Genomic DNA, 14,332 nt, shown 5'->3' on the forward strand with positions numbered 1-14,332 from the left:
GATCAGCGCCCCGCCAGGATCATGTCGGACAGCTGCTGCGGACCGCCCGCATCGCGCACAAGTGCATCGATCGAGGGGCGTGCGGAGGCATCGCCGATACGCTCGGCGGAAACGATCAGGATCATCGCTGGCTGGCTCTGCCCGAGCAGCCGTGCCTTCAACGATTCGACCCGCACATCGAGGTTGCTTCCCGTCACCATGTCACCGACCCGATAGAAGGTCGCGACATCGCGCACCACCCTGCCCGGACCGGTAATGACATCGGCTCTTCCGCCTGTCAGGCCCGGCCCCTGCTCGACCCAGGACCACCGGCCATCGGGATCAAGCGCACCCTGGCCATAGCCTGTAATCTCCCGCCCCTCCGACTGGCCGTCAAACAGCGCGGCATAGACGTCCACCCGCTGCCTGCCCTTTTGATAGGTTGCGATCAGGCGGCGGTTGCTGCCGTCGGCGCGCGGGGTCCATGGGGTCGCAGGCGCATAGACTATCTGCTGCCAGCCGCGGATGTGCGGCAAGGTCTCTCGACGGGGAAGCTCCGCAGGATCGGGCACTCCCAGCAGCGCCCAGCCAAGCGGGGCCGCCACCAGCAAGGCAGCTCCGGCCACGACGGCGCGGTCTTGCCGGACGACTGTTCGGGACTGTTCGGCCAGGCGCCGTGCAACCGACGGATCGATGAACGGGTCGGTCACCTGCCGGTCGAAGAAGCGCCAGCCGATCGCCATGACGAGGATCAGGACCAGCGCGAAGAAGATCCAGCCATAGAAGACATGGTCGAAGCCCGCGGCAAAATCGAGGCCATGGAGATGCGCGATATAGATGGTGCCGAAAGCCCGCACGCCATTGGCGAGAATCGGAACGACGATGGATAGCGCAACGATCCCGAACCGGCGCGGCCAGCTGCTGAAGCAGACATTGGCGACCAGCACGCCATAGGCGATCATCGCGATGAGGAACTTGACCCCCGAACAGGCCTCGGCCACGCGGAACAGCGCGGTGGGTGTTGAAATGAACACGCCCTCGATATGGGCGGGAATGCCGGTCCAGCCCAGCAGCAGCATGGATATGTCGGCGGTGATGGTCTGCAGCGGTGGAACCAGCTCCTCTCCCACCGGCACCAGGAAGAAGGCATAGGCAAGCGGAAACGTCAGCGCGCGTCCGACATGCGGGCCGAGCAGCGCCAGTGTGCTGCCCTGCAGGAACAGCACCAGTGCCAGATGCCGCGCGAGCGAGACGCCCGCCGCCTCGCCCAGCACCCATCCCGCTGCGGCTGCCGCCATCACGAGAAGGCCGGGCCACCAGAGCGAAGGCGCGATCGCTTTGAGTTCCTGCGCTCGCTGCATGACCAGCCAGCCGAGGATGAACGGGATCAGCAGGATGTGGTTGAAGGTCGAGCTGTCCCACCAGATCTTTGCCATGTCCGCCGCATCACGCGCGAAAACCAGCAGGATGACGGCCCATGCAAGCGCCAGGCGAATGAGTGCAGCGCGCCAGACAGGGCTGAGCGGAACGGAATTTACCGTCCTGGCAGAGTCCGCAGCCCGGCTTGCCATCAGGCGGCGCTCGGCACCAGCGCGGGCGGCTGATCCAGCCAGGCAAGCAGGGGCGCCAGCTGGGCATCCCATTGATAATGCCGTAGCATATGCTCTCGAGCCGCTATGCCCATCGCCGAAGCCCTGACCGGATCGGCCGCGAGGGTGAGAATGGCTTCAGCCATGACAGCATCATCGCGCGCGACGACGAAATGCTCACCCGATTGTGCCACGATGCCTTCTGCGGCTGCGCTCGAGGCGATGACGGGCCTGGCCATGGCCATCGCCTCCAGCACCTTGTTCTGGATGCCGCGCGCGATCCTGAGCGGGGCGACGACCATGTCGGCCGAACCGATCCAGGGGCGAATGTCATCAACCGGGCCTTCGACCTTCACGCCCGGATGGGCAGCCAGCGCCTTGACTGCGGGGGAAGGATTGCGCCCGACAATGTGGAAACGGGCTGCAGGATGCTGCGCGCGGACAAGCGGCAGCACTGCCTCGGCAAAGTGCACCACCGCATCGACATTGGGCGCATAATCCATCTGCCCCGTGAACACGAGATGCGGCCCCGGGGTCCCGGCATAGGGGGCATCGCCGATATCGGCCGGGTCGTAGAAGACCGTATCGATGCCGTTGACGATTGGTTCAACCCGCACAGAAGGGTCGCCCAGCCCAAGCCGGAATTCCGCAACCTCGGTCGGGCTGGAAAAGATTGCAAGATGCGCGCGTCGCGCCATCTCTCGCTCAAAGGCTCCCAGAAGCCGCGCTTCGCGGGCGTTGACCAGTTTCATCGGACCTGGGGCCGCCTTGGCATAAGCCGCGAACTTGGCTGAATCCATGTCGACGAAATCGATCACGACGCGCCCGGAAAAGCTGGGAGGAATGAACTGTGCCATCTGGCCCGAATAGACGAAGATCGTGTCGATCGGCCGCGTCGCCAGCAGACGGCTGACATAATGGCGGATATCCTGGCTTTCGAACGCGACCAGCGAGACGGGCTTGCCGGTGGGCAGCGCGTTCAGCCCTGCGCGCAGGTTCGAAATCGTGCGGCGGACGAGCAGATGCGTGGTCGCGGTCCAGGCGAGTTCGACCTCGGCGGCCATATCGGCATCGGTTTCGCCAAAGGTCGCGACATGCACGGGGCCGCGCGCCGCGAGCGCCTTGAGGATTGCGCAGGAACGGATCTTGTCCCCCCGGTCGGGCGGAAAGGGAATGCGATGCGCGAGGAAGAGCAGTTCACCCATCAGCCAAGGCCCTTTGCGATCCACGGACCCAGCCGGTTGGCGACGGCCAGCGGCAGCCGCTGCCACAGAGCGATCTGTGCGCGATATTTGGGGCTGAGCGGATTGACGTCGCGTGGCGGCTGGCCATCGGCATTGCGTACCGCATAGCTGAGCGGGGCTGGCTCGAAGCCCCAGTTCTTCTTGAAGGCAAATGCGCCGCTATCGACCTTGGACCGCCCGAAATCGAACCGGGTGCAGCCGCGCCTGCGCGCATGGTTCATCAGCGCATAATACATGACGTCATTGGCACGCAGGCCGCGTGCCGCCCAGACGCCGCCGCCCCAATAGGGCATCACGGTGCCGCGATGATAGAGGCTCATGACGCTGGCCACCGGCACGCCATCGTCCAGCACGGTCAGGATATCGGCATCCTCGCCGAACGCATCCAGCACGGCTTCGAACAGGGCGCGCGGGAACACCGGCGTGCCCAGATTGCGCACGCTCTCGGCATAGACGGCATAATGCTGCTGCCGGTCGAGCGCGCTCGTCCCGGTACGCACGGTCATCTCCCTCGCGAGCCCCTTGCGCACCTCGGCGCGTTGCTTGCGGGGAATCCATTCGAGCTGCTTGCGATCGGCATCGGCGCCGTCGGCGACAAGGTCCGCCGCAAAGCCTGCATGCGCGCTCGACTTGATCGTCCAGCCCGGATCCTGCGGCAGCATGCCCCCGCGCAGTTCCAGCGTCGGGGTGCTGTAGCGCTCGCATTGCTGCCAGGCCGCGTCAGCCAGCGCCTGCGCGCTCGCCCCGTCATCGGCGATGATGCCGCCATCGACCGCAAAACCGGCCGACACCATGGCACGCCCGAAAAGCGGCGAGTGGACCGCATGTAGCGGCAGATATCCTGTCATGACGCCATCGGCGGCTTCAGCCACGAGGACGAGCAGGTCATGCCCCGTGGCTGCTGCTACTGCCTCACCCCAGGCCAGCCGGTGAAAGGCTGTGGCTTGCGGGTGAGCCTCGATCCAGGCGCACAGCCGCTCACGCTCCTGCAGATCAGCCGGATTTAGCACTCGGACCTGCGGCGCGGCGATACGGGGGGGCGCAAAGTGCAGCATCACCGCCGCCCTGCCGCCAGCGGCAGCGCAATCTCGTCGATCCGGCACCAGCTGAAATCCCGGGTCAGCTGTTCCAGCCGCCCGGCCATGCCGCCCAGCCCGGTATAATGGCGCAGGCGCGAACGCAGCGGCGCACCCTCGACCCGAGGCTGATCGGGATCGACCTCCCACGGGTGAAAATAGAAGATCGCAGGCTCGCCATCGACGGCGTTCACGCGCCTCAGCGCCCAGCGCGACAGCGCATATGGCAGGATGCGGAAGAAGCCGCCGCCCCCTGCCCCGAACCGCCGTGCGCCGAGCTGGACCGTGGTGACCGGCAGTTCGATCAGGCTCGAGCCCTCTACCGGGTGAAAGGCAAAGCGCGGCGCAGCACGCCAGCCATAATGGTCGTGCGCGATCGGCGCGACGCTCGAGGAGTAGGCATAGCCGCGCTCTGCCAGGATCGTATGTGCCCAGGGCGTGCGCTGGTCGATCGAGAAACTGGGTGCACGATAGCCCTGAATTGCGACGCCGCCCGCATCCTCCAGCGCCTTGCGCGCCCTGTCGATATCCGTTGCGAACTCTTGGGGTGTCATCGTGAACACCCGCGTGTGATCCCAGCCATGGCTGGCAATTTCGTGTCCTTCGGCGATGATCCGGCGGATCAGCGCCGGGTGCCGATGCGCCACCCAGCCGAGTGTGAAAAAGGTCGCCTTGACGCCGCAGCGCGCGAACAGGTCAAGCACAGCGCCAGTGTTCAGCTCTACCCGGCTGCCGATGCCGTCCCAGTCGGCAGGATCGATGGTATTCTCGAACGCGCCGACCTGGAAATATTCCTCGACATCGACCGACAGGCCGTTGACGATGCGCCGTCCGGCGGTCCGATACTGGCCCAGCGATGCTTCGCGCACGGTCATTCACTCCTGCCCCTGGAGGCGATGATCAAGCGGTGATCAGGCTGCACGTCCCTTGGGCCACATGCCAGCGGAATCGTCCTCCACCCAGCCAACAAGTAATGCCAGCACACGGTGCAGCGACTGCTGCTGTTCGGCTTGCAGCCTTTCCAGCGCGTCGATGCGGCGCAGCAGCGGTTCGACATCGGCGGTCGGCGCAGGACGTGTTTCCAGCGCCTCGACCCGATCAAGCGCGGCCTGCAGCTCCTGCACCAGCAGAGTACGGGCATCCTGTTGCTCGGCGGCGAAATCGCGCACCTCGCGGACAAAATGGTTGAAATCGGCCCGGCTGACCTCGGGGATCGCCGCTGCCGCCGCGGGGGCGACCTGCTCTGGCGCCGCCGTGACGCTGGCGACATGCTCGGCATGGCGCGCGGCGCTGGCGAGCATGGCTTCGTTCTGCCAATCCTCCTCGCTCATCGAATCCATGGCAAGATCGGCCAGCACGGCGTCGATCAGCGCCGCATCGATCGTCTCGCGATTGTCGACTGCGGCCATCAGCAGCACGCGGTTGATCAGCATGTTGACCTTGCGCGGTATGCCGCCGGTTTCCGTGAAGAGCCGGGCCCAGGCATCGTCGGCAAAGGCGGGACGTCCGGTCCAGCCGACCAGCTTCATCCGGTGCTCGACATAGGGCTGCAATTCGTGCGCATCCATTGCGCCCAGATGGTGGGTCGCGATGATGCGCTGCCGCAGCTGCTCCAGGCCAGGCGCACCATGCACCATCGCGCGGAACTCTGGCTGGCCGAGCAGGAAAATCTGCAGCAGGGGATGGCTGCCCAGCTGGAAATTCGAAAGCATCCGCAGCTCTTCGAGCGCAGGCATCGGCAGGTTCTGCGATTCATCGACCACCAGAAGGCAGCGGCGACCCGCGCGCGCTTCGGTGTGGAGGAAATGCTCGATCGCCGCCAGCGTGCCGGTCTTGTCGAGCCCAGCAGTGGCGATGCCGAAGCTGCTCGCCACCATGTGCAGAAGGTCGTCGCCCTTGAGCTGGGTGGTGACGATCTGCGCTGCCGTCAGCCGCGCCTTGTCCACGGTCTGCATCAGATGCGCGACCAGCGTGGACTTGCCCGCACCGATCTCGCCGGTGATGATGATGAAGCCTTCTCCCTGCGCCAGGCCATAACCCAGATAGGACATCGCCTTGCGATGCGTCGCGCTCTCGAAATAGAAGCGTGGATCGGGAGTTAGCTGGAAGGGCCGTCCGGTCAGGCCGTAATGGGTCTCAAACATGGGCTTTCCCCCTGATCTTCAATCAATATTACTGGAACGAATAGCGCAGCGCCAGTAGCGCCGATGCCACCAGACTGCTTTCGAAGCCCTTGGGATCGAAATAATCGAGCCCCAGGGCCAGCGTTCCATTGAACCGGTTGGTAAAATTGCGACCGTAAGCGACATTGGTGCCCAGGCCCAGAATATCCGAACCACCGCCGTTCAGCACCTGACCAGGGCCGTTTTCGAGATAATTGGCATAGATTGCGCCGGTGATACTCGATCTGGGATCCAGCTGCTTGGCCGCCACATAGCTGGCAAACCAGATTTCATCGATCGTCTGGTCGAACCCGGCCAGCGCGCCATTGTCTGCCGCAAAGAACTTGCGGCGGCTATAGCCCGCGCCGATGCCATGCTGCCAGCTTCCGCTGGTCAGGCTGATCTGCCCGGTGACCCCGCGCGTGCGGAAGGCGGACGAGGCGACCGACTGCAACGCATCGTTGAGACAGTTGCCGCCCCCACCGACGCCGAAGAAGCAGGAATTGAGGTCGCCACTCAGCGGATTGCGCGTCGCATCGAACTGGGTCGGCAGGCCTGCCAGATTGTCGTTGAGCCGCGAGCCGAAGCCGGCCACCAGGTCATAGACGGTGATGTTCGCTGCCACCCGCTGGTTGGGTGTGTAGCTGAAGCTGCCATAATAGGTCATGCTGTCGTAGCGCTTGCCCACCCGCGCCTCGAGCGAGGTCCGGCGGCTGGGCCGCCACAGCACGCCGACATCCCAGATCAGCCCATCCTGATCATAGGACAGCAGGCGCGGCGAATTGCGGTTGGTGACGAGACGTCCGTCATTGCCCACAACCGGCGCGCCGGTGGCATCGCGGACCGCGTCTCGCTCCGAAATCTCGATGTCCTCATAGCCGACCCCGCCGACAAGAGCGAGGGTAGCGCTGACCGGAACGGTGACATCGGCACGGACGATCTTGTCGTCGAAACGCTGATCGAGTTGACTGGCATCCTCGCGAAACCAGCCGCCGCTGACCGACCAGCCGATCGGCAGGAAGCCGCCGGGCTGCTGACCAATGGCAAGGCTGGCCGCGTGATTGACGCTATCGCCGAAGAGATCGAGCGGCAGCGCGCCCGCAGGCAGCGCCACGGCATCGGCTTCCACCTTGGTATAGCCGATCCGGTAGAGCGCGTTGACATCGACCGTGCCGACCTCGGTCGCCAGCGTGGGGCCTGCATAGACCGAATATATCTGCGTGACATTGTCCGATCCGCCGATCAGGTTGCTGGGCGCGGCGCCGCGATTGTCGACCCGCGAGCGGATGCCGAGCGCGCCCGCCTCGATCGAGAGCGTGTTGGGGATGATCTGCAGATTGCCGCGCGCGACGCCGCTGATTGCATCCTCGTCACCGAAATCGTCATTCCACGAAAAGCGCCGCTCATAGCGCACGCTGACCTGCGCCTCGGCACGCGAGGTCGCGACCGCCGCGTCGACGCCGACGGCCGCGAGGCTGTAGGTCAAAAGGTCACCGCCGTTGGTCAGATCGGCGCTGAGCAGCTGGCCGACCTCCAGATAGGGGACCACGACCGAACGCCGACCGTTTGCAAGACCGCCGGTGCGACCGCCCTGACCCTGGCTCTGCCCCTGACCGATGCCGGGATCTGCGCCGCCCTGCTGCGCATGCGCGGCTTGAGGCATGGCCACCATTGCCACGACCAGCGCCGCCAGCGACAGCCTGGCCTTGCTACGCATGACATCCGACCATTTCGCCATGGTCATTCTCCATATCCGTAATAGGATCCGAAGCTGCGGCCCGAGGGCGAGAATTTCACCCCGTTGAGCAGCAGCTGAATCTGGTTACAGCCGGCAATCAGGCTGAGTGCGTCGCGCAGCGCGCGTTCGCTGGTGACATCGGCACGCACCACCATCAGCGCATGGCCGACATGCTGCGCGAGCGTCGCCGCCGGCGAAGCGGCGAGCAGCGGCGGCGAGTCGAAGATCACGATCCGGCCCGGCCGACCGGCGGTCAGGCTGGCAAGCACCTCCCTGGTTCGCGCGGAAGCAAGATATTCGCTGTCCGTGTTGGTCTGGCGACCGGCGGGCAGCACCGAAAGGCCGGGAATGTCGGTCGGGATGATCAGATCCTCGACTGCCACGGCCGGGTCGGCCAGCGCATCCATGAAGCCCTGCTGCCCGGCGATGCCGAGCGACGACAGCACGCTGGGTTTGGCAAAATCGGCGTCGACCAGCAGGACGTCATGGTCCTTTTCGGCGGCGATCGAAATGGCAAGGTTGATCGCGCTATAGGTCTTGCCATCACCCGGATTGGCCGAGCAGATCAGGATGCGCTGCGCAGCGATGCCAATCCCCGCATTGGCCTCTGCCTGCACACTGGCGAGCAGGCGGCGCTTCACGATGCGAAATTCTTCCGAGATGCTCGTGACCGGGCCATCGGGCACGATGAACGCGGATTCGCGCAGCAGGTCACGGTCGATCTCCGCCACCGGCAGTACGGGCGCGCGCGGGCGAACGGGCGCTGGTGCTGGCGCGGCAGCCGGCACAGCTGCAGGCGCAACGGGGTCGAGGGACGCCATCACACTCGGCGTCTCGATCGGCGCAGGTGCGGGGTCGTTCCCCTGTTCGGGCAGCTTCGGCGCATCCGGGCTCAGCGCCTTGCGGAAATCGTACATCTGCGATGCGCGCTCGATCAGCGAGGGCGAGCCTTCGGACTTGTCGGGTGATTTGATCGGATCGTGCATGGTCATGTCTCTTTCACCCCTCACACTACCGAACCGCGCTGAATGAACTCAATGATCAGCAGCACAAGAAACACCCCGACCAGCGCCCCACCCGATCCGATATACATGCGCAGCTTGCGCTTGCGGTCCGCGCGCTGCGCCTGGGTGAGCATCTGCGAGATCGATCCGATCACCGGAAGGCCGGATGCGGCCTCCAGCTTGGCCGAGGTGGGATAGCTGGCGCTGAGCTGGCCCAGCGCGAAGGCGCCGCCAATGCCGCCGGCAATGCCTGCAAACAGCACCGCCGCCAGCAATAGCGGTCTTTTGGGCGCGATCGGCGTGCGCGGGCTTGACGGCGGGGTGATCAGGTCGAAACGGACCGCATCGGTCTGCGTCTCCACCTGGCCGCGCAGCCGCACCTGTTCGCGGTCGGCGAGCAGCTTGTCATACTGCGCCTTCAGCACCTCGTAATCGCGCGCGATGCGTGCCTGTTCTGCGGCGACACCGGGCTCCTGGATCTGCTTGGCGACCATCGCGTTCATCTCGCCCTGCAGCGCGGCCTTGCGCGATTGCAGCGCGCTGACGGCCGCCTGGCGCTCGGCCTTCATGCTGACCAGAGAGCTATAGGCCGGATTGGGTACCCCATAAGCGGTGCTGGCCCCCGCGCCTGCAGCCTTGAGCGCGGCGATCTGGCTCTTGAGCGCCAGAACATCGGGGTGCTGATCGGTCAGGCCGCGCGCCTTCATCCCGGCAAGTTCGCCCTGTGCCTGCGCGAGCGGGTTGACGCCTCCCGACGTGCCACCGGCGATCGTCTGCGGTGTCCCTGCTATCTGGCCGTTGATCGCAGCGAGCGCGCTCTGCGCGGTGATCAGCTGCGAATCGATCTGGTTGATCTCGAGCCGGCCCTGTTCGAGGCGCTGGCTGACCGAGCCGATGCCGGGCAGCATGCCGAGATTCTCGGTCTCGAACTTCACCCGCTTCTGCTCGGCGATCTCGAGCTCCTTCTGACGCTTGGCAAGCTGTTCATCCAGGAAGCGCAGCGTGTCGCTGGTCTCGCCGCGTCCGCCCGCGAGATTCTCCTCGACGAACAGGTCGATCAGCTTCTGGACGACGGCGCGCGAGAGATTGGCCGCCTCGCCATCGGAGCGACCCGATGCCGTCATCGTCGCGGAAATTTCGAAAAGATTGCTCTGGTCCGACTTGATCTTGATCGCACCGCGCAGGCCATTCACCGCGCCCTCGATCTCGCGCGGCGTGACCAGGCCCTTGCCCAGATCCGTGCCGCGCACGACCTTTTCGAGGTTCGCGGCCGAGGTCAGCGTCTGCTGCACCGTGTCGATCTGCTTCTGCCGCTCGACCGGGCTGATACCGGTGTTCTCGGGCAGGATCGCCTTGGTCTGGACGAACAGCTTGGCCTGCGATTCATAGGTATTCGGGATCAGCGCGACCGCCAGCCAGCCGACGAGACAGATCGCCCAGGCAATGCCCATGGCGATCCAGCGGCGTTGCCATACGCTGTGCACCGCGATCCGGAATTCTTCGTACAGGCCATTCATCGGTCAGGCTTTTCTTTCGCTGTTGCGGTGCAGGCGGCAGGGATCGAACTTAGAACATGCTTTCGGGAATGATGATGACATCGCCGGGCTGCAGCAGCACGTTCGCGCGGCTGTCACCCTTCTTGATCAGATCCCCCAGCTTGATCGGATATTCCTGCTGGCGGCCCGACACCTTGTCGAAGCGCACCAGCTTGGCCCGGTTGCCTGCGGCAAATTCGGACAGGCCGCCCACCGCGATCATCGCGTCGAGCAGCGTCATATTGGCGCGATACGGGATCGACGCGGGCTTTTCGGTCGCGCCGACGATGCGCACCTGCTGCGAGAAGGTACCGGCAAAGCTGTTGACGATGACCGAGACGATCGGCTCCTGGATGTACTGCGACAGCTGCAGCTTGATGTCCTCGGCCAGCATGGTCGGGGTCTTGCCGACGGCGGGCATGTCGGTGATCAGCGGCGTGGTGATGCGGCCATCGGGACGCACCTGCACCTTCGCGCCAAGCTCGGGATTGCGCCACACGAACACCGTCAATTCATCGAGCGGCCCAATGATATATTCCTCGCCGGGCCCGTCGGAGAGCGAGACGAACGATGCCGGAGGAAGCTGCGGCCCGCCCGCGCTGGAGGCGCACGCGCTCAGCAAGGCCGTCGCCGCGAGCGCCGCGATTCCCATTTTCAACAGACGGAACAATCCCATGTCAGCACCTTTTCATCGCGCCTGCGAATCCCCTGGGCACGGCAAAAAGCCAGGCCGGGTCCACGCAGATTGGCATCAGCTATGACGAAAAAGGGTGAACATAGCGTTAGTGTTTGATGGCGCAGGCGATTTTACGTTGTTGGTTGGGCGCGCGGTAACCTTGGGAGCTCGCGGCGTCTTGAGGTGCGCGCACCCTCTCGCATCGCTTCCTGCTTACAACACCCGCTCAGCCTGAGCCTGTCGAAGGCCCCGCGCTAACCGGCGATATTGTCAATCGTCACCCTGAACTCGTTTCAGGGTCCATTTCTCCCCACGCGGCTTCGGCTTTTGCGGCATGATGGATCCTGAAACAAGTTCAGGATGACGCAGTGAGTTTGTGGCGCGGTTGCGCCTAGCCATCAGCCCCCACCACCCGCTTTCCGGCGAAAGCCGGAATCCAGAGCGACGGCAAAGCCATTCCGCTCCTGGGCTTCGGCTTTCGCCGGAGAACAGATGCGTTTCGGGGAAAGGTACTCGCGAGGCCTTCGACAGGCTCAGGCGGAACGGAGGGGGTGAGGCACGGCGCGTTCCTACCCCCGCATCTTCGCCAGAAACCGTGCCCAGCCGCGCGACCACTTGTTGAACACCTTCGCTTCATCCGACGCAAAGGCCGCCGCCTTGATATGTTCTGACCGGTTGGGATAAGGCACGATCAGGCTGGCGACGCCGAAGGTGGAGGATTTGCCAGCGATCATCATCGCGATCGGCAGGATCAGGTCGCCCGCGCCGCGCCCGACCACGGTGCCGCCGATCACCTTGCTACCCTTCTTGACCAGCTTGACGAAGCCGGTGACTTCGCGCTCGGTCACGGCGCGGTCGTTATGGTCGAAATCCTCGCGCCAGACGGTCACCTTGTCGCCAAACTGGCGCTGCGCCTCCTCCTCGGTCAAGCCGACCTGCGCGAGCTCGGGATCGCTATAGGTGACCCAGGGGAGCGCTGAATAATTGGCCTTGGTCGGCACGCCCAGGCTGATTTCCAGCGCGACATTGCCGCCCTCATAGCCGCTGGCATGGGTGAAGCGCGGGCCATCGCGGCAATCACCGATCGCGTAGATATGCTTCGCGCTGGTCCGCCGCCGAGCATCGACCTGGATGCCCTTCTTGTCATACGCCACGCCCGCGACCTCCAGCCCCAGCCCGTCGAAATTCACCTCGCGCCCGGTGGCGATCAGCAGGTGCGTACCGCTCAAGGTGCGCCCGTCCTTGAGCGTGAGGACGAGGCCGTCGGCGGTCTTCTCCACCGCATCGCCCTCGGCATCGTGGATGATCTCGACGCCCTCGCTTTCGAGCCGGTCGATGACGATCCTCGCAGCATCGGCATCGTCCTTGGGGAAAGGCCGCCCGAGCGTCGCCACCACGACTTGCGCCCCCAGCCGCCGGAAGCTCTGCGCCAGTTCCATGCCGATCGGCCCGCCGCCCAGCACGATCAGCCGCTGCGGCAGTTCAGTCAGATCCCAGACATTGTGGTTGGTGAGATAGGGCACGGCATCGAGCCCCCTGATCGGCGGCACGAACGCGCGGCTGCCCACCGCGAGCACGATGCGCGGTGCGGTATAGGTCCTGCCATCGACCACCACGCTCTTTGGCCCCGTAAAGGTGGCGTCGCCGCGCACGACCTCGACGCCCATGCCCTCGAACCTTTCGACGCTGTCATGTGGCTCGATGGTCTTGATCGCCTCATGGATCGCGGCATGAACCGCGCGAAAATCGACCACCGGTTCTACGGAAGCCATGCCGAATTCGTTCGCGGTGCGCAGATCGTGCGCGCGATGCGCGGCCGAGATCAGCGCCTTGCTGGGCACGCAGCCGGTGTTGAGGCAGTCGCCGCCCATGTCCGCGCGCTCGATCAGCAGCGGCTTCAGGCCGAACATTGCGCAACCGCCCGAACAGACCAGCCCCGCCGATCCCGCCCCGATCACGATCACGTCATGCGTATATGCCATGGACTGCCCTTCGCCTTGAAAATGCCGCTGGTTACCTGACGGCCTCAAGGCTAGTGTTTGTGCGTCATGGCCAGGGGAATCCAGCATGAATCTTGAAAATTCGCGCGAATATTATGGCAAGGTGCTGAGCGAGTCAGCGGACCTGCGCACCGATGCCTGCACCACGGCGGAGCGCCCTCCCCTGGCGGTCATCAAGGCGCTGGCCAATGTCCATCCGGACGTGAAGGCGCGCTATTTTGGCTGCGGCCTGATCGCCCCTTCGGCGATCGAAGGCGCGCGGATCCTCGATCTCGGCTCGGGTTCGGGTCAGGACGCCTATATCCTGGCGCAGCTGGTCGGCGAGCATGGCGAGGTCGTCGGCGTAGACGCGACGCCCGAACAGCTCGCGGTCGCCAACGCGCATCTCGAATGGCACCGCGAACGTTTCGGCTATGCCAGATCTAACGTCCGCTTTGTCGAGGGTGATATCGAGAGGCTCGACCAACTGGACCTCGAACCCGGCAGCTTCGACATCATCGTGTCGAACTGCGTGATCAACCTGGTCGTGGACAAGGCCAAGGTGTTCGCCGATGCGCACCGGCTCTTGAAGCCCGGCGGCGAGATGTATTTCTCCGACGTCTATTCGAGCCGGCGCGTGCCACAGCATCTGCTGAGCGATCCAGTGCTGCACGGCGAATGCCTGTCGGGCGCGCTTTATTGGGGCGATTTTCTCAAGCTCGCCAAGGCCGCCGGGTTCACCGACCCGCGCCTCGTCAAGGATCGCCCGCTCGGAATCGGCGACGCGCGCATTGCCGATATGCTCGACGGTATCGATTTCTTCTCCGCCACCTATCGGTTGTTCAAATTGGACGATCTCGAGCCCGAATGCGAGGATTATGGCCAGGCGGTGGTCTATCTCGGTACAGTCGAGGGCGAGGAGCGCGTGTTCACGCTCGACAAGCATCACGAGATCGAGCGCGGGCGCATTTTCCCGATCTGCGGCAACAGCTGGAAGATGCTCGCCGACACGCGCTTTGCGCCGCATTTCCAGTTCATCGGCGATTTCTCGACCCATTATGGTGTGTTCGCCGGATGCGGCGGCGGCCTGCCCTTCGCGCAGGCTTCCGGAGAGGACGGGGCCGTCGCGGCGGGCTGTTGCTGAGCGGTCGCCATTTCTCCCCTGCCCTGATCCAGTCGATGCACCCAACGCCCGCTCAGCCTGAGCCTGTCGAAGGCCGCACGCAGCCCTCGCCTGAATTTCACCCGTCACCCCCGCACACGCGGGGGTCTCGCTTCTGCGCTCCATGGGCAAGAAAGCGAGATTCCCGCGTGCGCGGGAATGACGGAGTGAAACATGAAACCCTCGCG

Annotated in this window: 11 protein-coding genes; 1 reads left to right on the forward strand and 10 read right to left on the reverse strand. The window is 64.7% G+C overall.

Annotation, left to right across the window (positions count from 1 at the left end; translation table 11 throughout):
* Positions 1 to 2: 2 nt before the first annotated feature.
* From xrtA to C7451_RS03370, 10 genes are all read right to left on the reverse strand, one after another.
* Positions 3 to 1,550, reverse strand: a complete 1,548-nt coding sequence (xrtA, locus tag C7451_RS03325; RefSeq protein ID WP_167398410.1) for an exosortase A — start codon at positions 1,548 to 1,550, stop codon at positions 3 to 5.
* Positions 1,550 to 2,773 carry a TIGR03087 family PEP-CTERM/XrtA system glycosyltransferase gene (locus tag C7451_RS03330; RefSeq protein WP_110297561.1) on the reverse strand — a complete coding sequence of 408 codons (1,224 nt, stop codon included), beginning with the start codon at positions 2,771 to 2,773 and terminating at the stop codon, positions 1,550 to 1,552. Before C7451_RS03330 ends, xrtA begins: the two co-directional genes overlap by 1 nt.
* Entirely contained in the window at positions 2,773 to 3,867 is a 1,095-nt protein-coding gene (locus C7451_RS03335) for a FemAB family XrtA/PEP-CTERM system-associated protein (RefSeq protein WP_110297562.1), read from the reverse strand. Before C7451_RS03335 ends, C7451_RS03330 begins: the two co-directional genes overlap by 1 nt.
* On the reverse strand, positions 3,867 to 4,763 hold the full coding sequence (locus C7451_RS03340; protein ID WP_110297563.1) for an XrtA system polysaccharide deacetylase: 897 nt from the start codon (positions 4,761 to 4,763) through the stop codon (positions 3,867 to 3,869). Before C7451_RS03340 ends, C7451_RS03335 begins: the two co-directional genes overlap by 1 nt.
* 36 nt (positions 4,764 to 4,799) lie before the next feature.
* The gene (locus C7451_RS03345; protein WP_110297564.1) at positions 4,800 to 6,032 is read right to left on the reverse strand and encodes an XrtA/PEP-CTERM system-associated ATPase; all 1,233 of its coding nucleotides are present in this window, start codon (positions 6,030 to 6,032) and stop codon (positions 4,800 to 4,802) included.
* A gap of 28 nt (positions 6,033 to 6,060) precedes the next feature.
* Positions 6,061 to 7,788: a hypothetical protein gene (locus tag C7451_RS03350; RefSeq protein WP_244181550.1), complete on the reverse strand. Its 1,728-nt coding sequence runs from the start codon at positions 7,786 to 7,788 to the stop codon at positions 6,061 to 6,063.
* Between the two features lie 2 nt (positions 7,789 to 7,790).
* Positions 7,791 to 8,780: a P-loop NTPase family protein gene (locus C7451_RS03355; RefSeq protein ID WP_110297565.1), complete on the reverse strand. Its 990-nt coding sequence runs from the start codon at positions 8,778 to 8,780 to the stop codon at positions 7,791 to 7,793.
* Positions 8,781 to 8,794: 14 nt separating this feature from the next.
* Positions 8,795 to 10,309, reverse strand: a complete 1,515-nt coding sequence (locus C7451_RS03360; protein ID WP_110297566.1) for an XrtA system polysaccharide chain length determinant — start codon at positions 10,307 to 10,309, stop codon at positions 8,795 to 8,797.
* A 49-nt stretch (positions 10,310 to 10,358) separates the two neighbouring features.
* Positions 10,359 to 11,003 carry an XrtA/PEP-CTERM system exopolysaccharide export protein gene (locus C7451_RS03365; RefSeq protein WP_110297567.1) on the reverse strand — a complete coding sequence of 215 codons (645 nt, stop codon included), beginning with the start codon at positions 11,001 to 11,003 and terminating at the stop codon, positions 10,359 to 10,361.
* Positions 11,004 to 11,572: 569 nt separating this feature from the next.
* On the reverse strand, positions 11,573 to 12,985 hold the full coding sequence (locus C7451_RS03370) for a dihydrolipoyl dehydrogenase family protein (protein ID WP_110297568.1): 1,413 nt from the start codon (positions 12,983 to 12,985) through the stop codon (positions 11,573 to 11,575).
* Between the two features lie 85 nt (positions 12,986 to 13,070).
* Between C7451_RS03370 and C7451_RS03375 the strand changes: the two genes are divergently transcribed.
* The gene (locus C7451_RS03375) at positions 13,071 to 14,126 is read left to right on the forward strand and encodes a methyltransferase domain-containing protein (RefSeq protein WP_110297569.1); all 1,056 of its coding nucleotides are present in this window, start codon (positions 13,071 to 13,073) and stop codon (positions 14,124 to 14,126) included.
* Positions 14,127 to 14,332: the final 206 nt, after the last annotated feature.

Origin of the sequence: Blastomonas natatoria (genome assembly GCF_003201955.1) — a bacterium.
GTDB lineage: Bacteria > Pseudomonadota > Alphaproteobacteria > Sphingomonadales > Sphingomonadaceae > Blastomonas > Blastomonas natatoria.